At 45.6% G+C, this 20,732-nt stretch carries 21 protein-coding genes; 8 read left to right on the top strand and 13 right to left on the bottom strand.

What is annotated here, in order from left to right:
* Positions 1–7: 7 nt before the first annotated feature.
* The 10 genes from K5X84_RS06745 to asnC all read right to left on the bottom strand — a co-directional run bounded on the left by K5X84_RS06745 (position 8) and on the right by asnC (position 10,995).
* Positions 8–1,165: an efflux RND transporter periplasmic adaptor subunit gene (locus K5X84_RS06745; protein WP_222235403.1), complete on the bottom strand. Its 1,158-nt coding sequence runs from the start codon at positions 1,163–1,165 to the stop codon at positions 8–10.
* Between the two features lie 71 nt (positions 1,166–1,236).
* On the bottom strand, positions 1,237–2,253 hold the full coding sequence (locus K5X84_RS06740) for a zinc-binding alcohol dehydrogenase family protein (protein ID WP_199493725.1): 1,017 nt from the start codon (positions 2,251–2,253) through the stop codon (positions 1,237–1,239).
* A 72-nt stretch (positions 2,254–2,325) separates the two neighbouring features.
* Positions 2,326–3,336 carry an ArsA family ATPase gene (locus K5X84_RS06735; protein WP_199493726.1) on the bottom strand — a complete coding sequence of 337 codons (1,011 nt, stop codon included), beginning with the start codon at positions 3,334–3,336 and terminating at the stop codon, positions 2,326–2,328.
* Between the two features lie 34 nt (positions 3,337–3,370).
* The gene (locus K5X84_RS06730; RefSeq protein WP_011233950.1) at positions 3,371–3,643 is read right to left on the bottom strand and encodes a cory-CC-star protein; all 273 of its coding nucleotides are present in this window, start codon (positions 3,641–3,643) and stop codon (positions 3,371–3,373) included.
* Positions 3,644–3,658: 15 nt separating this feature from the next.
* Positions 3,659–5,338 carry a carbon starvation CstA family protein gene (locus K5X84_RS06725; RefSeq protein WP_199493727.1) on the bottom strand — a complete coding sequence of 560 codons (1,680 nt, stop codon included), beginning with the start codon at positions 5,336–5,338 and terminating at the stop codon, positions 3,659–3,661.
* A 121-nt stretch (positions 5,339–5,459) separates the two neighbouring features.
* Positions 5,460–5,633, bottom strand: a complete 174-nt coding sequence (locus tag K5X84_RS06720; RefSeq protein WP_074930764.1) for a DUF1328 domain-containing protein — start codon at positions 5,631–5,633, stop codon at positions 5,460–5,462.
* A gap of 136 nt (positions 5,634–5,769) precedes the next feature.
* Positions 5,770–8,388: a M14 metallopeptidase family protein gene (locus K5X84_RS06715; RefSeq protein ID WP_222235402.1), complete on the bottom strand. Its 2,619-nt coding sequence runs from the start codon at positions 8,386–8,388 to the stop codon at positions 5,770–5,772.
* Positions 8,389–8,482: 94 nt separating this feature from the next.
* Positions 8,483–9,487, bottom strand: coding sequence for a tRNA 2-selenouridine(34) synthase MnmH (mnmH, locus tag K5X84_RS06710; RefSeq protein ID WP_222235401.1), 1,005 nt, complete (start codon positions 9,485–9,487; stop codon positions 8,483–8,485).
* Positions 9,488–10,528: a selenide, water dikinase SelD gene (gene selD, locus K5X84_RS06705; RefSeq protein ID WP_222235400.1), complete on the bottom strand. Its 1,041-nt coding sequence runs from the start codon at positions 10,526–10,528 to the stop codon at positions 9,488–9,490. It lies immediately after the preceding gene.
* Positions 10,525–10,995 carry a transcriptional regulator AsnC gene (gene asnC / locus K5X84_RS06700; RefSeq protein ID WP_222235399.1) on the bottom strand — a complete coding sequence of 157 codons (471 nt, stop codon included), beginning with the start codon at positions 10,993–10,995 and terminating at the stop codon, positions 10,525–10,527. The genes selD and asnC overlap by 4 nt, the downstream gene beginning before the upstream one ends.
* Before the next feature lie 150 nt (positions 10,996–11,145).
* Between asnC and asnA the strand changes: the two genes are divergently transcribed.
* Genes asnA through K5X84_RS06675 form a run of 5 tightly spaced genes read left to right on the top strand, consistent with a single transcriptional unit; the run spans position 11,146 to position 14,940 of the window.
* On the top strand, positions 11,146–12,126 hold the full coding sequence (gene asnA / locus K5X84_RS06695) for an aspartate--ammonia ligase (protein WP_222235398.1): 981 nt from the start codon (positions 11,146–11,148) through the stop codon (positions 12,124–12,126).
* Between the two features lie 56 nt (positions 12,127–12,182).
* Entirely contained in the window at positions 12,183–12,773 is a 591-nt protein-coding gene (locus K5X84_RS06690) for a TetR/AcrR family transcriptional regulator (RefSeq protein ID WP_222235397.1), read from the top strand.
* A gap of 20 nt (positions 12,774–12,793) precedes the next feature.
* Positions 12,794–13,531 (top strand): SDR family oxidoreductase, encoded by a 738-nt coding sequence (locus tag K5X84_RS06685; protein ID WP_222235396.1) that lies wholly within the window; start codon positions 12,794–12,796, stop codon positions 13,529–13,531.
* Between the two features lie 6 nt (positions 13,532–13,537).
* Positions 13,538–14,524 carry an LLM class flavin-dependent oxidoreductase gene (locus tag K5X84_RS06680; RefSeq protein ID WP_222235395.1) on the top strand — a complete coding sequence of 329 codons (987 nt, stop codon included), beginning with the start codon at positions 13,538–13,540 and terminating at the stop codon, positions 14,522–14,524.
* Between the two features lie 32 nt (positions 14,525–14,556).
* Positions 14,557–14,940, top strand: coding sequence for a glutaredoxin family protein (locus tag K5X84_RS06675; protein ID WP_222235394.1), 384 nt, complete (start codon positions 14,557–14,559; stop codon positions 14,938–14,940).
* On the opposite strand, the gene K5X84_RS06670 is transcribed toward K5X84_RS06675, so the two are convergent.
* Together K5X84_RS06670 and K5X84_RS06665 are read right to left on the bottom strand one after the other, a co-directional pair.
* Positions 14,937–15,770, bottom strand: a complete 834-nt coding sequence (locus K5X84_RS06670) for a TIGR02285 family protein (RefSeq protein ID WP_054487900.1) — start codon at positions 15,768–15,770, stop codon at positions 14,937–14,939. The genes K5X84_RS06675 and K5X84_RS06670 overlap by 4 nt on opposite strands.
* Positions 15,771–15,781: 11 nt before the next feature.
* Positions 15,782–16,651 carry a hypothetical protein gene (locus tag K5X84_RS06665; protein WP_222235393.1) on the bottom strand — a complete coding sequence of 290 codons (870 nt, stop codon included), beginning with the start codon at positions 16,649–16,651 and terminating at the stop codon, positions 15,782–15,784.
* Between the two features lie 78 nt (positions 16,652–16,729).
* On the opposite strand from K5X84_RS06665, the gene K5X84_RS06660 reads away from it, so the two are divergent.
* Together K5X84_RS06660 and K5X84_RS06655 are read left to right on the top strand one after the other, a co-directional pair.
* Positions 16,730–17,221 (top strand): alpha/beta fold hydrolase, encoded by a 492-nt coding sequence (locus K5X84_RS06660; RefSeq protein WP_054487896.1) that lies wholly within the window; start codon positions 16,730–16,732, stop codon positions 17,219–17,221.
* 17 nt (positions 17,222–17,238) lie between these two features.
* Positions 17,239–17,643 (top strand): HIT domain-containing protein, encoded by a 405-nt coding sequence (locus tag K5X84_RS06655; RefSeq protein ID WP_222235392.1) that lies wholly within the window; start codon positions 17,239–17,241, stop codon positions 17,641–17,643.
* On the opposite strand, the gene K5X84_RS06650 is transcribed toward K5X84_RS06655, so the two are convergent.
* Positions 17,633–19,546, bottom strand: coding sequence for a methyl-accepting chemotaxis protein (locus tag K5X84_RS06650; RefSeq protein WP_222235391.1), 1,914 nt, complete (start codon positions 19,544–19,546; stop codon positions 17,633–17,635). The genes K5X84_RS06655 and K5X84_RS06650 overlap by 11 nt on opposite strands.
* A 125-nt stretch (positions 19,547–19,671) precedes the next feature.
* On the opposite strand from K5X84_RS06650, the gene K5X84_RS06645 reads away from it, so the two are divergent.
* Positions 19,672–20,730: a Fic family protein gene (locus K5X84_RS06645; protein ID WP_222235390.1), complete on the top strand. Its 1,059-nt coding sequence runs from the start codon at positions 19,672–19,674 to the stop codon at positions 20,728–20,730.
* Positions 20,731–20,732 lie beyond the last annotated feature (2 nt).

The raw sequence follows: 20,732 nt of genomic DNA, 5'->3' as shown, positions 1-20,732 counted from the left end.
ACTTCCCTTACTGCTGCTGTTCAGAGTTGGACGAATCGATAGTGACTTCATCGCCAGGACGAATCTTTTGTAAGCCTGAGATGACCACAGTGTCTCCTTCTTTCAGGCCATCAGAGATCAGCCATTTGTTGTCGATGGCACGTTCCGTTGTAATCATTCGCTGTTCGACAGTATTGTCGTCATTAACCAGCATGACATAAGGGCGTCCACGTGGGTCTCGGGTAACGGCTTTTTGCGGTACCTGAATGGCGTCACTTATGCTGCCTTCGCTGACTTCAGCGCGCACGAACATACCAGGGTAGAGCGTCTTATCCGGGTTAGGGAATACCGCACGAAGTAAAATGGCACCGGTGTCTTCGTCAACGCTAACTTCTGAGAAGAGTAATTCGCCTTTTTGGTCGTAATCGAGACCATTCAATTTTAACCGAACTGGAGCGTTTCCTTTGTCGTTGGCCTGAATACGACCCGACTTAATGTCAGCCTGTAATTTCATAAACTGTTTACTGGACTGATTAATATCGACGTAGATTGGGTCTAGTTGGTTAATAGTAACCAGAGGGTCGGCTTGTGAGGCGGTTAACAATGCCCCTTCAGTAAAGTTTGAACGACCGATAATCCCACTGATAGGGGCGTTTACTTTCGTGTATTCAAGATTAATACGGGCATTCTTCAACTGAGCTTCAGCTAAAGAAACCGCCGCTTTATTTTGATAGAAAGTGGCTTCTGCACTATCAAATTCATCTCTGCTAACGGCGTTTTCATTGAGGAGTTCCTGAAAACGTTTATAACGTAGCTCAGAGCTGCGTAATACGGCTTTAGCACTCTCAATCTCGGCTTCAGCACTGGCTAATTCTGCTTCGTAAACGGCGGGATCAATTTGATAGAGCTGTTGTCCTTTTTCGACAAAAGTACCTTCCTCAAAGGTTCGATCAAGCAAGACACCACTGACCTGAGGCCGAACCTGTGCTACGCGGTAGGCGGCAGTCCTACCCGGTAGATCAACGCTTAGATTCAATGATTCAGGGGTTATTGTAACCACTTCTACTTGGGCCGCTTGCTGTTGGCCTTGTTGCTGTTGCTGCTGTTGGTCACTGCAAGCGGCTAGTGCTCCTGTTAACAGGATACCCGTTGCTAAAACTGGGACAAACCTAAAACGCGTGTTCATTAAACCTACCTCTGGCCTATAAATTTATTAGCATTCCGGAATTATACATACATTCATGTATGTTTGTAAAACTATTCGGCAACAGTTAATGCAATTTTTCCTATGGTTTTCTGACTTTCAACTGCTTCATGTGCTTTGCGAAGGTTCTCTGCATTCATTTCGCCAAAGGTTTTACCAAGTGTTGATCGTATTTGACCTTTTTCGACCATTTCAGAAATACGGTTAAGTAACTCCTGTTGCTTTATCATGTCGTCAGTATTGAACATAGACCGGGTAAACATAAACTCCCAGTGAAGACTGATGCTCTTTTGCTTCATTAATGTAATATCAATATTTTCAGCAGGATCATCTATTAAGCAAAAGCGTCCTTGAGGCGCCATAAACTTCATGCACTGAGTAAAATATTGCTCGCTATGCGTCAGGCAGGCAACATCCGTTACCGGATCTGAACCCGTGCTTTCAATTTGTTCGGCTAAATCGTCGTAATGATTAATAACATGGTCTGCGCCTAAGGCTTTCACCCATTGCTGAGACTCGGCGCGTGAGGCTGTGGCAATAATCGTAGCATCGGTCAATTGAGCGGCCAGTTGAATTAAGATGGAGCCAACACCACCTGCACCGCCAATGACCAATAAAGTCCTCTTTGCGTGAGTAGAGGGTTTATCAATTTGCAACCGATCGAAAAGTACTTCCCAAGCGGTAATGCTGGTTAAAGGCAGGGCTGCTGCCTGACAGTCGTCGAGGTTTTCAGGTGCCTTTCCGACAATTCTGTGATCAACAACCTGCATTTGAGCATTGCAACCTGGACGGGTTAAATCACCTGCGTACCAGACTCTGTCTCCTGGTTCAAAACCTGTCACTTTATTACCCATTGATATAACTTCACCAACAGCGTCCCAGCCTATAATTTTATGGCCGGATTCAGGTGCCATTCGCATTCGAATTTTTGTATCGACGGGGTTAACTGCAATAGCTTTTACTTTAACGAGTAAGTCGTTTTCCTCTGGCTTTGGGTCATCAACCGTAATGTCCAGTAATGAGTTTGAGTCTTCTACAGGAAGTGATTTTTTATATCCTACAGCGCGCATAGTGCTCTCCTTAGTAACAATGATGACACTGTATACGTATTATAAGAGAAAGCGATGACAAAAAAGTGGCAGTTAAGAAGAAAAGCCGGCTTGTTCCAGGTTATCTGCAAACGCTTCCAGAGCAGCGACTCCCTGAATGTCTTCCTCTAATAAATAAAGAGAGTAACTTGGCCAGGCGTTAAAACGCTTTGCTATGTCTTCTAAATAAGACTTTTCTTGTGTGCGTCGTTTTGCAAGAAAGCTTCCGTCAGCTTGTTCAGGCAAAATGCGGTTAATGATAACGCCGCCAACAGGCAACTTCTCAGTGGTTAGAGACTGCAGCGCCCGGTCCGTTTCCTGAATAGGAAGCCGCTCGGGAGTTAAAACAAAGAAAATAGAGGTGTAATTTTCATCTTGTAATAATCGGCGGGTTCGCTGGAACAAGCGTTGCCGATTTAACAACTGTTCGGTAATTGCACGAGTGCGGTCGGTCATACCATCGCTGGCGTTGTCTTTAGGATCGGACATGGGGTTATTAATGTCTTTACCCGCTTTAGGGGATAAATGATCCAATACCGAATCTAAGTTTTCAGAGCGCTTTTGTGAACGCAGCATGCCCTGAGTCCAGGCTGCCATTGCTTCGGGTAAAGTTAGCAAGCGTAATGTATGGCCAGTGGGGGCTGTGTCGAAAATGAGTAAGTCGTAATCTTTTTCTGCCTCATCAATAACGGCACAAATTCTCTCCAGCAAAGCGGCTTCCTGTGCTCCGGGCGACTGCTGTGTTAAGCGCATCTGCCGTTCAATTTCAGGAAAAAGATCAGGGTTAGTAAAGCGCTTCATCTGTGAACTGACACGCTCGATATGTGCCTTTACTTCGTGGTCAGGATCGATTTCTAATGCGGTTAAATTTTCGCGTACAACCGTTTTGTGATCACCGATTTGCTGATCAAAAACATCAGCCAGACTGTGGGCGGGGTCAGTTGAGACCAGCAAAACCTTTTTGCCATGACGAGCCGCCAGCACCGCCAGCGCAGAAGAAACCGTTGTTTTACCAACGCCGCCTTTACCGCCAATCAACAAAACTTTTTTATCGCTTAACAACATGAGAAATGAACCCTGTATCTGGTCGGGTTATAAATTAGCAGCAACGGAAGTGATCAAGAGGTGAGTGTTCCATCCCCATGCGTTGATGCCACTCGTGGAAGCGTTCCAACATTAGTGGTTGTAGCTCCAGCGTATAATAGGCGGCCGGGTTCGGCACGCCCATCATTTCAGAAAAAACCAGTAGCATGAACAAGTCGTCTTCATCACGCTTTGCACGGGCAATAGCAGAGCGATAGGGCGCATTATAAAACTCGTTTGCTAAGTCGCTTGCACGACTAAACCAACGGCGCACGGACTGAATGTTCATGCTACTTACTCCTGTTTATTCTTGTTTCTGAGCCTTTTGTTCTTTACGGATTTTAGATAATCCGGCACTGGCCTCAAGGGCAATCCAGATAGCCGCAACCAGTACCACTAAATCCAGACCCATTAAGAACCAGTCGCCACTATCGTAGAAGCCTTTAAGCTGAACGATAAGCGCGAATACGGTCATGATCAGTAAGAAAATTAAGGGTAACAGGGTGTAGTACATAGGACGACCCAAGCGTACCAGCATGACAGTAATGACCAATAAAGTTAAACCGGCCAGTAACTGGTTTGTGGTACCGAACAGAGGCCAGATGACTAACCCCCCTGTACCGTCCGCTCCACCGGCACCAAATGCCAGTAATAAGCAGCTACCTGCAGCTAACAGAGTTGCCGGAAGGGCTTTCTGCATCCAGTTGATGTTATACAGGTTGCCCCATTCCTGAAAAATATAACGTTGTAAGCGCAGACCGGTATCCATGGTCGTACCGGCGAACAGCACCGCCATGACAGTCAGTAAAGTCTCGGAAATACCTACGTCCAGACCCAGACCCTGACTAATGATATTGGCACCACCTTCAACGAAAGCTGCTACACCGCCCTGACCGAAGGAAGAATAGACGGCTTCCCAGTCGGCTAACGTAGCAAAACCTGCTGTCGCAGCAATAATGGTTGCCAACGAAAGAGAACCCTCACCAATAGCACCAAAGTAACCAACAAAGCGGGCATCGGTTTCTTTATCGAGCTGTTTGGACGTTGTTCCTGAAGCTACCAGCCCGTGGAAACCAGAAATAGCACCACAGGCTATGGTGACGAACAACAATGGCACCATGGAAGGAGTGCCTTCCGGGGTGTTGCTGTTAAAGGCCGGAGCTGATATTTCCGGGGCGAGCAGTAAAGTTGCACCGTAAAGCAGAATAAGACCAATAAATAACTGCAGGCCATTAATATAATCACGAGGCTGCAATAATACCCAAACAGGTAACAATGAGGCGATAGCAGCGTAACCAAACAGGATAAGTACCCATTGGGCGTTATCACTGATTCCCATAACGGTTTCAGGTAACTGAAGTGGGAAAGATGGACCGGCCCAAATAAGTGCATATAGTGCCAAAACACCAATGATCGATATGGCACCAAGACCCATCCATTTACGGAAGATTATCTGACCGATAATAAGTGCAACGAAAATCGCTCCCCAAACAGGAACTACAGAACTCGAGAACTTGATGAGCAGACCTGATATTGCTGTGGCGAAAACGGCATTAACCATCAACAACACGAGGAATATCACGATCATAAATAAGGTTTGAGAGCGTTTTCCGACAACGTCGCCGGTTAAATTACCAATAGACTTTGCTTTATTACGGTTGCTTGCCCAAATAGCACCTGCATCATGTACGCCAGCAAAAAATATGGTTCCGAAAATGACCCATAGGAAGGCGGGAACCCAGCCCCAAATAACGGCGATAGCAGGGCCGATAATAGGCGCTGCGCCGGCTACAGATGTAAAGTGGTGACCCCAAAGAACATATTTATTGGTAGGGACGAAGTCAACGCCGTCTTCTAATTCATGAGCTGGTGTTCTGAAGTTTGGATCAAGCTTAAAGATTTTCTCAGCAATGAATTTTGAGTAAAAAACATAACCGAGAAACATAGCGCCTAAACCCAGAACCATCATTACGATTGCGTTCATGGCAAAGCCTCATTGTTGTGGTGTTAGACAGATAACGTAAAGTACCATCGGTTATTGTAGCGTAGATTCAATAACCGATGGCATACGACCAATGTCTAATATCTATAGAAGCTTAAAGCGTTTAGAGCCTTTTGTTCCCCTGAAGCAGGCGCACAACCAATGAAATTACGAATAGAACGACGAAGATAAAGAAGATAATTTTAGCGATTTCAGCGGCTGCTCCAGCAATACCACCGAATCCTAAAATGGCTGCGATAACTGCAACGACGAAAAAGATAAGAACCCAACGTAACATAGTGACCTCACTAATTATTTGAGAAGTTTCAATTAGTAAGGTAGACCATGATTATGAGAATAACTAGTATTCAGAAATGTAAAAAACTGCTAAGGCGTATAAACCTTAGCAGTTTTCAGTTTTTCAGGAGTGATGATTAGTGAGCTTCTGCTGCTGCGTCCGCTGCTGCTTTATCATCTAGCTTATCGGCGTAAACCTGAATGCGGGGCGCTAAGTAAATAGCGTTACTCAGCAATTTCGCTGTTCCCCAGAAGTAGGCGCGGAAATTGATGTTGTCGGCAAAACCAATAACCTGTCCACTACCATAGCGATGAGCGGCAATGTTGGTTTTTCCTTTCAGAATTTCCCGGTTCCGTTCATCAGTGTAGCCACTCATTAATGGTTGTTCTGAATAACGAGCTACTGAGACAAAAGGAGACTCAGGCTCTTCCATGGCAGCAACCGAGTTCTTAAATACCGGCATTTGCTCACGTGGGAAGCCAAAGAAGAGTGGGTGAGACGTGTCGACTTCCATGGAGAATATCGCACCGGCAATTCGTTGTTCCGAATAGAAGCTATCGCGATCGTCATAACTCATACGATCTTTAGCGAAGGCATCCTGAAAGACGGAGTCTTCGATGAAGCGTGTATGCAGAAGGTTATTTTCTGCCAGCCATTCAGCACCACCACGTTGACCAATTATTGTGCCGCCCTGACTAACCCATTGCTTGAGCTTTTTGCGTAACGCTTTGTCGAGGTTACCGTAGCGCCCATCAACCATAATGATATGGCTATAGCGAGTTAGGTCGGCGCGTGAAAGTCGCTCTGTATCGATCATAGAAAGCGGAATGCCCACATGACGGTCCAGGTAGTACCAGGTTTCGCCAGCTTCGTAGAGGTTTACACCAGCACCAGTCAGCATCATGACGCTGGGCTCTTCTACTGGCTGAATATTGCGGCTACCTAAATCAATACCTTCTGGGGTCAACCCGGTTTCTATAGAAGTGACGTGAACGCCTTTTTCTTTTGCTGCAGTTGCCAGGCGACGCTGAACATCTCGCCAGTCACGCTCCTGGTAAGCCTTAGGCACAATGACAGAGCCGGGAGAAAACTCCTGACGACCTTGTTGAGCCTCGACAGTAAATGGCTTGGTGCTTTGACGTACGTGAATATTCTGCTCTAACAACTCCTGGAGCAAACCCGGAGCGTGGTAGTCATCCCAGTTAAACGCGTAGGCGTAAGCGTCGGTAAGCGCCGAGGACTTACGCTCAGGAGCATCCCAGGCTGCGTCAGCAATTTGGATGCGACCACGGTGTGTTTCAAATGGCACATTAAAGGCTAACGGAAGCGTCCAGCCAGATACATCATAGAAGGTATTGTCAGGGAAGCTCTTACGAGTGCTGAAAATACCCTGAATTAAACCGTACTGCGCTTGTGCCAGTGGTATGTAGTAACTGCTTCCGGCTTTAAACTCTTTACCGTTTTGTTCAATGTCTTTTTCGACACGGTAAGCTTTAATATCGTGTTGCTTAAAAATTTCCAGCAAGCCTTCAACGCGTGAAGGGTCACTTGAGTCACCAATTAAGTAACCATCAAAGTTCGCTTTTTTAGCGGCTTCAAGGCCTTCATCGTAAGCCCGTTCCTGAAACTCTATAAAACGACTTTTGTTCTTGTGCGTGCCATAAATGGTGCTAAGCGAAGCTACGAACTGGTTTCGGATAGTAAACGGGAAGCTGACTTCACCGTTAACCGAATCCTGCAAATGACCTCGGCTGGAGGCCTGCTCAAATAAAATGCCGACTGATCCCTGAATGTCCGGATAGGTTGAACCTTTGCCGTAATAAAAGTCGTCGAACGATTCTTCGGTGTAATAAAGGCTGCCAATATCGTCTAAAGAGTCAGCGTGTTCTGCGGCTAGAATCTCTGTTAAACGAACGTTTTCATCCGGCGTTAGCGGGTTTTTGCGCGACGGAATACCAGGCTGGAAGAAATAGGTGCTGTTGGTGCCCATTTCGTGGTAATCGGTCAGAACGTTCGGTTTCCACTTTTGAAAGTTAGCCACTCGTGCACGTGACTCTGGGTGTTGTAATAACAACCAGTCACGGTTCATATCAAACCAATAGTGGTTAACCCGGCCACGAGTGAACGGCTGTACGTGTTCACGGTGCTGTGGATCGGCAACCAGGTTTTGGCTACGGTGCTGGTTTGCCCACTGTGCAAAACGCGCCAATCCATCAGGATTGAATGCGGGGTCAAGCAGAATCACAGAATCATTCAGAAGCTCGTCAACGGCTTCTCCTTCAGCAGCGGCAAGGTAGTAGGCGAATAATATCGCTGCGTTACTGCCACTGGATTCATCGCCGTGAATACTGTAACCCATATACATGACTACTGGTGTATTGTCCGGATCAGCATCACGGTCAGGGTCGGCTGCCGCTAAATGGCGTTCGCGAACATTGTCAATATTGGCGTGGTTGTCTTCTGAGGTGACCGTAAGCAGCAATAACGGACGTTGCTCATGCGTACGACCGGTAACTTCCAGTGTAATACGGTCTGACTCTTCGGCCAGAACTTCCATATACTTAACGATTTGTTCGGGACGTGCATGCCACTCACCAACCTGGTAACCAAGAACATCTTTTGGCTTAGTAATTTCCGGGTTGTAACTGACATCCTGTGGTAGGTAATACGAAAGGTCTTTTGTTGCTGCCATAGAGGGCAGGGCAACGATGACCAATGCGGCCGCTGTTAAACGGCTTAACATTCGCTTCAACATAGATAGATCCCCTTGGTGTTATTATTTTTCCACCATAACAAAAGCGTTGGAGATTAACTGCTGTTTTCGGTAGGTCGCAGATTTTTAGCGATGCTTATCTCTTTTTCATTTGATAGTCGTACATGGGATCGTAATAGTCGACCAGTAGTCCTTTTATCCATTGCTTGTGCAGCTCTTTACTGTTGCTGCCCAGAGCCTGCTGCAACGTATCGCTAAGTTGACGAAACCTGAGATCGCCCAATCGCTTGCGAGTGCGGGCCAAACTGTCCAGCAGGTAGTTTTCAAACTGCGCTCTTGCTGAGTAACGTTTTTCCGCCTCAACAACGTATTCCTGGTAAATAACTTCCACACGTTGCTCAACGGTGGATTCAATACGATAGCGCTCTGCTTTTTGAGTTGCCAGACGCAGGCACTCGGGAACAGAAACCGAGCCTATATGGCTGCCTTCGTCTTCAATGAAAAGGGTCGTTGCACCTTGTGCTTTTAACTTAATAAGCTCAATAGCTAACTGGTTCTCAAAGTCTATCTGGGTCGGCTGAGGTTCAGGAAAACGGCCGAACGCTGAACCTCGGTGATGCGCTAAACCTTCTAAGTCAATGGAGTGGGCTTTTTCTTTAATAAACTCGGTTTTCTGGCACCCGGTGCGACCACTGACTACAATCCAGTGAAACTGCGAGACAAGCTCCTCGGTACGTTGTATCAAATGCTGTCTTAAAGCTTTGTAACCACCTTTTACACGAGGGCGTTGTATGTTTTCATCAATTAGCCATTGTTGCACTATTTCAGAGCGCAAACCGCCGCGAAAGCAATAGATAACACCCTTAGGTTGAGCACTGAAAAAATCTTTCCAGACATTCACTCTACGTTTTTTAGTCTCGCCGCTGACCAGCGCATGGCCGAGTTCAATTGCTGCTTTCTGGCCATGGTGTTTATAACAAGTGCCAACTTTCGCCCGTTCGTCATCCGTCATCAGCGGGTAATTAACGGCTTTGCTAAAAGCGCCTTTTTTAAATTCTGAAGGCGCCCTTAAATCAAGCAACGGCGTATCGTTAATAAACAGCTCGTCGAATTGTGAGTGAGTTATCCATTTACCGGTCATTTATTCGACGACCACCCGGTATGTTTTTGACTGCGCAGAATAAAGCTCACCAATAACCTGTATTAGCTGATTATGCTCGCGACAAGTTTGATAAACGACTTCAACGTCTTCCTTTGCCACGCTGATGAGTAAGCCACCAGACGTTTGTGGGTCACATAAGAGGTTACGCTGGTGCTCCGGCACCGGGCTTATATGTTGACCGTAGCTATCAAAATTTCGCGAGCTACCGCCGGGGACACATCCCTGACTCAGGTAGTCGTGTACGTGAGGCAGTGTCGGGATCTTGTCGAACTGAATTTTTGCATAGAGGTCTGCACCTTCGGACATCTCGATTAAATGTCCGGCCAAACCAAAGCCGGTAACATCAGTGATTGCGTTCACGCCCTTAATATCGGCCAAAACAGGACCAATTTTGTTCATTTGGCACATGGTTTCAATCGCAATTCCGCTATGTTCGGGTAACAGTTTTTTCTGTTTTTGCGCGGTCGTCAAAATGCCAACCCCTAAAGGCTTAGTCAGCATTAATACATCTCCCTCGCGAGCCGTATCGTTTTGCTTGAGTTTCGGTTTCTCAACCTGACCCGTTACCGCTAACCCAAAAATGGGTTCTGGCGCATCAATGCTGTGACCGCCGGCCAGCATAATACCCGCGTCAGCGCAGGCTTGTCTCCCACCGTCAATAACCTGTTGAGCGACTTCCGCTGACAGTTTGTTGATTGGCCAGCCGAAAATAGCGATAGCCATCAAGGGCTGACCGCCCATGGCATAGATGTCGCTAATGGCATTGGTGGCAGCTATGCGGCCGAAGTCGAAAGGGTCATCACAGATAGGCATAAAGAAGTCGGTGGTACTTAATACAACCTGGCCATTGCCCATGTCATAAGCTGCGGCATCGTCACGGGTGCTGTTTCCCACCAACAGTTTAGGGTCGGGTGCTATATCGAGCTTACTTTGTAATATGGTCGATAGCACTTGTGGGGATATTTTGCAGCCACAACCGGCGCCGTGACTGTACTCAGTTAATTTAACGTCCTGACTCATGGCTGTATGTCTCTGTTGATAGGTTGCTGTAACGATATGAGCGTTTCTGTTGATTGTATTTCATCAATAGCCTGAATTCGATTGATAAGCGTGTGCTGCAGCTGGTTAATTGACGGTGTCATGATCTTAATAAAAACATTGTACTGTCCGGTGGTGTAGTAAGCCTCAATAACTTCTTCGAGTTTTTCCAGTTTCTCTATTGCTGCCGGGTAGTCACCTGCGCTTTTTAAGGTTATACCGATGAAACAACAGACATCGTAGCCTAAGCGTTTGGCATTAACCTGTAAACGCGTGCCTTCAATAATCTTGGCTCGTTTCATCTTTTCAACGCGAACATGGATAGTGGCCGGACTGACGTTGTAACGTTTGGCCAGCTCAGCATAAGGAGTGCGCGCATCCTCCATTAAGGCGTTAAGTATTGAGCGGTCCAGATCATCGATTTGATAATTTTCAGCTGATTTTTTCATCGTTTATTAATGCTTCAATAATTAATGTGTCTTTAAATTAACGGAAATTATTAGGTAAAGCTATTTCTGTTAAACAATATTGAATAAAAAAGTAAAAAAGGTATTAATTGAATCGTTTTTGGTTCTTTTGTTTAACGATTCGGAGTGTTTATGAAATCAAAGTACAGGTTACAGCAGGAGAAAATCCAATTTGTAAAAAGCGGCTTTACCCAGCAACTACAAAGTCAACTGGGGCTTATTGAGGTGCAGTCGCCATTACTGAGTGAGCATGGTAGTGGTATTCAGGATGATCTTTCAGGTTGGGAGCAAGCCGTTTCGGTCAAGGTTAAAGCCGTGCCGGACAAAAGCTACGAAGTGGTTCACTCCTTAGCAAAATGGAAACGTTACACTTTAGGTCGCTATGGCTTTAGTGCTGGCGAAGGCATCGTTACACAGATGAAGGCACTGCGGCCTGATGAGGAAGCTTTGAGTTCAGTGCATTCGGTGTATGTTGATCAATGGGACTGGGAAAAAGTCATTACAGAGGAGCAGCGTTCATTGAACTTTTTAACCCAGACAGTTGAGAAAATTTACTCGGCTTTGCGTGAAACGGAGCGTCTGTATGCTGAGAACTATGACGCTAAAAATGTTCTGCCTGAAACTATCCATGTGGTTCATACGGAAGAGTTAATGAAAGCCTATCCGGAGCTCACGGCTAAACAGAGAGAACGCAAAATTGTAAAACAATACGGCGCTGTGTTTTTGGTCGGTATTGGTGGTGAACTGAGTCATGGTCATGCTCATGATGCGCGCGCGCCAGACTACGATGACTGGAGCTCTGTTAATGAGCAGGGCAGTACGGGGTTAAATGGCGATATTATTGTCTGGCATCCGGGGTTGAATGACGCATTGGAGTTGTCCTCTATGGGAATACGCGTTGATCAGCAGGCGTTAAAACGACAGTTACGTTTAAGACGCCAGGAGGAAAAGCTTCAGTTAGCCTGGCACCAGTCACTTTTGGCTGGCGAGCTGCCTTTAACTATTGGTGGGGGAATAGGTCAGTCTCGCGTGGTGATGCAAATACTGCAAAGCGATCATATTGCCAAAGTTCAGTGTGGGGTATGGCCAGAGCCTATAGCTGAAGCTCTATGAGGGCTTATTTATGACTTGCCTTGAAAGTTCTAGACGACTGGTCTAATATTAAAAGCATGAAAAAAAACGATACACGACAACACATCATCACCATAGGTGCTGACCTGATTTCAATTCATGGTTTCGGCAGCACCGGTTTGAACAAAATTTTGAGTGAAGCGCAGGTACCAAAAGGCTCGTTCTATCATTACTTTAAAAGTAAGAACGACTTTGGTCTGGCGGTCATTGAAACATACGCAGAAGAGTACGAAGCGCGTATGAATGAAACTCTGGGCAACGAAAGTTTACAGTCGGTCGATCGGTTACGTTCGTACTTGCGTTGTTCAGTTGAAGATATGAAGTCGTGTGATTTTTCCAAGGGTTGTCTGATAGGCAATCTGGGGCAGGAATTGGCCTCGCAGAGCCCGCTCTTCCGTGAACGGTTAGACGATATTTTTTCTGACTGGGAGTTGCGTATTGCGCATTGTTTAAAAGCGGCGCAAGAAACACAGCAAATTAAGCAGGATGTCGACACTGAACAGATGGGCGCTTTTATCCTGTCTGGTTGGCAGGGGGCATTGCTGCGGGCCAAAGTACAACGTTCTATGCTGCCGCTGCTGCGCTTTGAAAACATGATTTTAAAGCAGTTAGGGGCAGTGGACCAATAGCGTCAACCGGAGGTAAAGCTATGTCAGAAGTACAAGATAAAGTTGTGATTATTACAGGGGCAAGCAGTGGTTTAGGTGAAGAAACAGCTCGTATGCTTGCTAAAAAAGGCGCAAAACTGATGTTAGCGGCGCGCCGCGAAGATCGCTTAAAAGAATTGACTGAGTCAATTAAAAAGGACGGTGGTCAGGCAGCTTACCGAGTAGTTGATGTGACTGACAAAGTCGCAGTTCAAAAACTGGCAGATGACACTAAAGCTGAATTTGGTCGTATTGATGTATTGATTAATAACGCTGGACTAATGCCGCTGGCGCCTCTCGATGCACTGAAAGTGGACGAGTGGGACACTATGATAGATGTGAATATTAAAGGTGTTCTATACGGTGTTGCCGCTGTGTTACCGGTCATGCGTGAACAGCACGTGGGTCATATCATCAATTTATCATCGGTTGCTGGTCAGAAAGTTTTTGCTGGCGGAACGGTATATTGTGCAACTAAGTTTGCAGTAAAAGCGATTTCTGAAGGCATTCGCCAGGAATCTAATGGTGAAATTCGTGCAACGAATATTTCGCCCGGCGCTGTAGCAACAGAACTGACGGACCACATTAGCGACAAAGACGCGAAAGCAATGGCTGACGATTTATATTCAGATGCAATTGATTCAGCTGCTATTGCTCGTGCCATTACTTTTGCTATTGAACAACCTCAGCAAGTTGATGTGAATGAAATGATCATTCGTCCAACCAAGCAAGAACTGTAAATTGTTATGAAATATTCAGTTCTTGATTTAGCGCCTGTCACGGAAGGTGGGTCAGTGGCTGAATCATTGCGTAACTCTGCTGATTTAGCCCAGCATGCAGAGCGGTGGGGATACCACCGCTTCTGGATGGCTGAGCATCACAATATGACCGGAATCGCTTCGGCCGCAACCGCGGTTGCTTTAGGTTATGTCGCTGGTAAAACCGACAAAATTCGAATTGGCTCGGGTGGTGTGATGTTGCCTAACCATGCACCTTTTGTGGTGGCTGAACAGTTTGGTACGCTGGATGCGTTGTACCCTGGCCGTGTGGATATTGGTCTGGGCAGAGCACCTGGAACAGACGGTCGTACTTTACGAGCGCTAAGGCGTAAGCCGGACGATGCCGAGCAGTTCCCGAACGATGTCCAGGAGCTATTGGGGTATTTGGAAGAAGCCCAGGAAAGCGATGCGATTAAAGCGGTTCCCGGGTTTCAACAGAAAATTCCGGTATGGTTGTTAGGTTCAAGCACATTTGGTGCTCAGCTCGCGGCGCATTTAGGTCTGCCATACGCCTTTGCATCGCATTTTGCACCAGATTATCTACAACATGCATTAAAAGCTTACCGTGATAATTTCCGACCGTCACGTTACCTCAGTAAACCTTACGTGGCTGCGGCAATGAATGTCTTTGCGGCAGATGATGAAAGTGAAGCACGTAAAATGATGAGTTCTATGCAACAGCAGTTTATTGCGTTACGTCGTGGTATGCCGGGTCCTCTAAAAGCCCCCGTGGATGATATAAGAGCGGTCGCGGCTCCGCATGAGCTGGCAGGCGCGAACCATGCGTTAACTTATACAGCAGTAGGTACCAAGGAAACGGTTCAGCGACACCTGCAACAGTTTATTGACGATACCGGAATAGATGAAATTATTCTTACCAGTCATGTGTTTGATCATGACGCCCGGTTACGCTCCTTTGAAATTGCCGCTGATGCTTTAAACGCGTTAGAATAGAGCCATCTTAAACAAGCTATTTGGTTGTATTTATGAGAATTATTATTCGTTACTTTTTCCGGGGTTTGCGACTTGTTTTGACACCCATAGTGTTATTGGTTGAAAAATTAACAACGCCAAAGGGAAAAGAACGCTCAGAACAAGAGCAAAAGCAAGTTGACGAAGCGTGCAAGTCACTTGCCTTGTATCAGTTTGCTGCGTGTCCGTTTTGTGTGAAAGTTCGCAAAGAAATAGCCCGTCTTAATTTGAACATTGAGTTACGAGACGCAAAGAATAACGATGAGTATCGCAATGCGTTATTGAATGGTGGCGGACGCGTTAAAGTGCCATGCCTGCGAATTGAAGAGGGTGATAAAGTACAGTGGATGTACGAATCTGACGATATTAACCAGTATTTAGAAAACCGTTTCGCTTAGTTTGTTCTGGGGCGGTTACTTCCCATCCACTTATCCAGAGCGCGTTGGAAGTCCGGGTCGGTTTTTATCTGAGGAATAACTCGATTGAGTTGGTTGACAGCCTTGCGGCCCCATTCATTATTGCTGCAACCAACTGCACCTTCTATGAATTCATTGTCGTACTCGGCGATTGGCAAGAATACTAATTCACTTCGTTTACTTTGAGTTTCATTGTAGTAGGTCATAATGCTGCTGTAATCGATGGTGTAGTCGATTCGCTCGTTCACGATCATCGTTAATAGGTTAACATTTGCATTATCGCCGCTAATGAAACTAAAGTTATCTGAATCAATCAGGTGCTCTTCAAGAACAGCCTGTAATCGGCCGTATCGCCTTTCAGTGGGCTGTGCAAAGCGTAAATCCGGATCTTTCACTAACTGTGAAAATACAACGGGCTGGCCATAGTTTTTTATAATTCGAGAAGCGATGGATGCACGAGTAATAATGCCATGAGGCTGATAGAGATGAGTTGTTTCGGTGTAACTAAACTCCGAGTTGTAGTTTGTTTTTTTAATTAGGCAGGGAAAGCACAGGTTTTTATTCTTTCTCATGAGCATGGTAATTCGACGGGATGGTAACTTACGTATTTTGTGGGACAGCTCAGGGAGTTGACGCTGAAACGCTGTAACTAAGGCGTCACAAAAGCCAAGGTCTTTATATTCGCCATAAAAAATATGAAAAGGAGGCGATGAATTTACTCCCCATATAATATCTTCTTCATACGCAGCGTGACTGTTTTGACAAAGCAACAGGGTAAAAAAAAGAGCAGTTACTAGCTTTTGAAAACTCATAGAGTCTACCCTCATTTGGTTGTTAGCTCGTTTAACTTAGGCCTGTCCGTACCCAACCAGTAATCAAGGCTTTGTTGAAAATCCTTATTACGACGGATGTCATTAATGGCCTTATCAATCAATTGAGTTGCGTTCTTACCCCATTTGTTATTACTGCAACCGACAGCTCCTCTAATGACTTTGCCTTCATATTCTTTTATTGGAATAAAGCTAAGAGCTTCCTTACTCTTTTGAGCTCCCGCGTTCCGTTGGTATGACTGAATCATCATTTCGTAGTCGATGGTAAAATCAACTCTGTTAATAAGGATCATGGCAAGTAAATTGTATAACGCAAGTTCGCCATATACTTGTTTATGGTGTTTGGTACCCACCAAATGCTCATCAATAAGGTGTTGAATATCACCGTAACGGCGGCCAACAGGTTGAGCGAAACGCAATTCAGACTCGGCTAGTAGCTTTTCAAGTGACACAGGGTTGCCGTATCTCTCTGTAATGTCTTTAGCCAGAGAAGCGCGGGTAATAATGCCGTGAGGAGCGTACAAATGTGTGGTTTTGCTAAAGTAGTAGTTAGGGTTGTAGCTGGTACGGTTTATCATGCAGGGAAAGCACATGCTGCCTTCGCGTTTCATAATGGTTCGGATTCGACCATGTGGCATTTTACGAATAACCTGATCAGTATCGGGCAGTTCGGCCTTGATGGTTTCAACCAAAACATCACAAAAACCGCTATTCACTTGGTCTCCCTGCGTAATATGAAAGGGGGGAGACTCATTGACGCCAAAAATCAAGGGCGCGGACAGCTCATCTTCTTGAGCAATTGCACTGCCGCTCAATAATAAGAAACAAATTAACAGTTTCACGCTGTCTAATTTTACTGTCATGATATGGGTTAACTTTGTTACCAAATAATTAACGTTCATTCCAATTTATCTAAGCATCGAAAAATAGGCAATTGTTAAATGCAGGTTATTTTTAATCACGGTAAAGAAAGCGGTCCCTGGGGGACTAAGATCAAAGTATTAGCAAAAACAGCTGAAACTTTGGGAATGGAAGTGAGCAGTATTGATTATCAGGGCATTGATAATCCAGACCAACGTGTGGACACTTTGAAGCAAGCTATTCGCTCTATACCAGAGCCTTTTGTGCTCGTTGGTTCGAGTATGGGAGGCTATGTCGCGACTGTTGCAGCAGAAGCACCTGATTGCAAAGGCTTGTTTTTAATGGCGCCGGCCTTTTATTTAGGTGGTGAAGCCGACTTTGACAAAATAACGCCAACTTGCGTAACGGAAATTGTCCACGGCTGGAACGATGATATTGTCCCGGTAGAAAACAGTTGGCGCTACGCTAAAAGAACTCACTCGCAGTTGCACGTCGTTGATGACGACCATCGTTTAGTTGACAGCCTGCAGCAGACTAACGCACTGTTTAAACGGTTTCTTCAAACACTTTAAAAAATAAGGGTGGTTTTATGTCATTCACAATAGCTCCGGAATTAGCCAGAGACAGTTACCATTTAGCTGACTGGCCATTATGTGAAGTCAGGGTAATGGATGACGGACAGTTTCCCTGGTTTTTGCTAGTGCCGAAAGTGGCCGATGTGCGCGAAGTAATTGATTTAAGTGAAGACGACCAACTGCAATTGTTAAGAGAAAGTCGTTTTTTGTGCCATTGGTTAAAAGCAGAATACCAACCGGACAAGCTGAATGTTGCGGCGCTAGGCAATGTGGTTCCGCAGTTGCATGTGCACCACATTGCACGTTTTCAAACGGATGTTGCCTGGCCGGCTCCGATATGGGGGAAGCAGCCAATGCAACCTCTGAATGATGGGGAGGTAGCACGGCTGCAATCGGTATTTGCTGATATTACGTTTTAAACTGCTCCAGTTGGTTGCGCAGGCTATCTGCGAGTGCAGACATTTGATCACACTCGTTGTGACTGCCTTTAACCGCCGTTGAAACCTGACTGGAGAAATCGGCAATTGCCTGAATGTTCTTAGCGACGTCCTGACTGACCGATGCCTGCTCTTCCGTTGCGGTGGCAATCTGTGTGCTCATATCTGCGGTTTCCTGTATGAGCACAACTAACTCATTAAGTTTTTGATTCGCGTTCAGAATACGCTCGCTGGTGCTATCTGCCTGGGTTCGGTTGGTTTCCATAGCTGAAACGGCGGACTTAGACCCTTTTTGCAGTCGTGAAATTTTTTCCCGTATTTCTTCGGTTGACTGGCTGGTGCGTTGAGACAGGGTACGAACCTCGTCAGCGACGACAGCAAAGCCTCGTCCCGCCTCACCAGCGCGCGCTGATTCAATGGCTGCATTTAATGCCAGCAAATTGGTCTGTTCGGAAATACCCTGAATTGTATCAATCACTGTAACAATGCTGGCTACTTCATCGGCGAGCTGCTCAACTGAGCTTGCGGCACTTTGCATGGAAGTTGATAGTTCCTGCATGGTCTCCACGGCCAGTTGCAACTGCTCCTGATTCTGCGAGGTGGTCGTTCGCGACTCACTGGCATGATTGGCCGTCTGGTTTGCGTTTTCAGCTATTTCCCTGACAGTGGTTTCCATTTCGTTCATAGCCACCGCAACTTGGTCGGTTTTGTTTTCCTGTTCAGAAGACAAACCATCAATTTGCAGCATGGACTTATCAATAGTTTGTACTTTTTCATTAACTTCGTAGGCTGTATTTCGAACGTGGGTAATAATACTGCCTAAGTTGGCTATAAAAGCATTAAAGCCTTTCGCCAGGTCACCGACCTCGTCATTACTCTCTATATCTAAACGCTGAGTCAAGTCACCGCCTTCATTGGACATTCTGTTGAGGCTATTAGCGACATATTTAATAGGACGAACAATACGGCGGGCATAAAACCAACTGGCAATTACAAAGCCCAGTCCAATGACTAAACTGATAAAAACAATTGCCGTAATGGTATTGTTCAGGCCTGAATAAAGTTCATCTTCCGGCAGTTCAATGACAATTCGCCAGTCACTGTTAGGCAGGTTGGTACTGGCTACAATGAGGTCATCGCCGCTTTGGCTGGTGTAATCAATTTCTACTTCATTATTACTCATTAATTTATTCGCGACTTTATTGCCGACTTCCGATGACAGCTGTCGAAAATCACTAATGCTAGGGTGAATTTGAATACGTCCCTCAGCATCTACCAGGTAAGCAATACCGTTTTCTCCCACATTAAAATCGGCAATGGCATTTTGCAGTGCTTCGAGGCTTTGCCCTATACCACCGACGCCAAGAGTGCGCCCGTTATCCTGAATACGAACGTTGACAAAAACAGTGGGAATTCCAGACTGTTCATCAACATCAAAATTAAGTTCTTGCTCGGTATTACTTTCTACAAAGTCGAAAAACCACTGGTCTCTTTCTTCGTTAGCTGAAACGGTTTTAAATAGACCTTCTGCGGTGTAATAGTTGTTACTTTCGGCGCTGACTGTAAATGCTGCCACGGCATTTCTCTGCTGGTAAATGCGGTTAAGGTAGCTAACAATTTCGTTTTGATCGGTTTGCGACTCACCATTCTTTAATGCGTCAATTAAATACTGGTTATTAGCCAGTTCCTGGGAAATTAACATTGGAGTCGCTATTAATTGGCCAACTTCCCCTCTAATTTCACCCAGTGTGGCCGGGAGTTCTTGTTTGGTTACGCGCTCTTCAATTAAAGAGCGCATCATGAAGGTTGATATTCCCAGAGCGATGACAAGTAACGTGGTTAACGCAATTGCCATGCTGAGAGTGAGTTTATTCTGTAAATTCATGAGAACCTCAAATAGTTACCCGACCGCAATTATATGCGTTAAGCTGATAGATGTTGTATCGACCAGAATAATACAAATATTAGAACAAATAACGGAGAGTAACCTCTTGGGTTACTAAAAGAATAATGGCAACACCAGATTATTTGATTACCAGTCGATGCGTTAACCTAGTGGCGCAAATTAGTACTGAATTTGGACGATGGCTGGCTTTGTTAGAGTCAGAGGGTAGCGACTTAGCAGAGTTTCAGTCTCAACAAATGCCGTTGAAAGTATTTGCTTCGGTCGGCATTGAAGAACAATCACAATTGTTGCAGAACATTCGTTTAAATGAAGCTTATACGCAGTTGGCGCAGTGGAGCTTTTCTTCAGAGGCTGACTTAAAGAATGCTCATCAGTTAGTTTGTGCAGGTGTCACTCCAAGTGCTGGTAGCTATCGTGCTACCGGAATGGGCGTTTATCAGAATAATAAACTTGTACATATGACTGCGCCGGCCGGGCAAGCCCGAAAGTCGGTCAGAGATCTGCTTAACTGGCTGCAGCAAAGCGACGAACATCCATTGCTTAAAGCGGCGATATTTTTGCAGCAATTTGAGTTTATCCAGCCTTTTTCTGTGGCAAATGGTTGTATCGGGAGGCTCTGGTTTAGCCTTATTCTTGCGGACTGGCATCCGGCCGTTGCATGGCTGAGTTTTGAAGAGACATTTAAAGCCAATAAAGATGAGTACCTTGACTGCTTAAGACGATCAATTGCAGAGAATGACAAGGTGCCGATGGTTGAATTCGTTCTGAGCTGTATGCAGCAGACAATTTCCCGCACAGTTAAATCCGAGACAGCTAAAGCGACTGCTAAAAAAGAGAGTAATGCCGCTAATGCTTTAACTCTCCAGCAAGCCGAAGGTTCGGTTAAAAGTTCGTTGTTTTGTTCGGTTAATGGTTCGGAGAAGCGAGCTTATTCTGGTGTAAATACAAGAAATATGGTTCTTAGACTACTTAATGAACAACCTGACTGGAGCGCGGCCAGAGTGGCAGAGGTGTTGAATATTTCTTCGCGGGCGGTGGAAAAACACATTTCAAAACTGAAAGATCAGGGCCTGTTAGTTCGAAAAGGTTCTGCCAGAGGAGGTTACTGGAGAGTAACAACCGAAATAGAAGAGCAATTGAGCTTGCCTGCCGACTGGAATTAAAA

It is taken from the genome of Idiomarina abyssalis, assembly GCF_019797805.1.
Lineage (GTDB): Bacteria > Pseudomonadota > Gammaproteobacteria > Enterobacterales > Alteromonadaceae > Idiomarina > Idiomarina abyssalis.
This window is presented reverse-complemented; position numbering and strand designations above follow the sequence as displayed.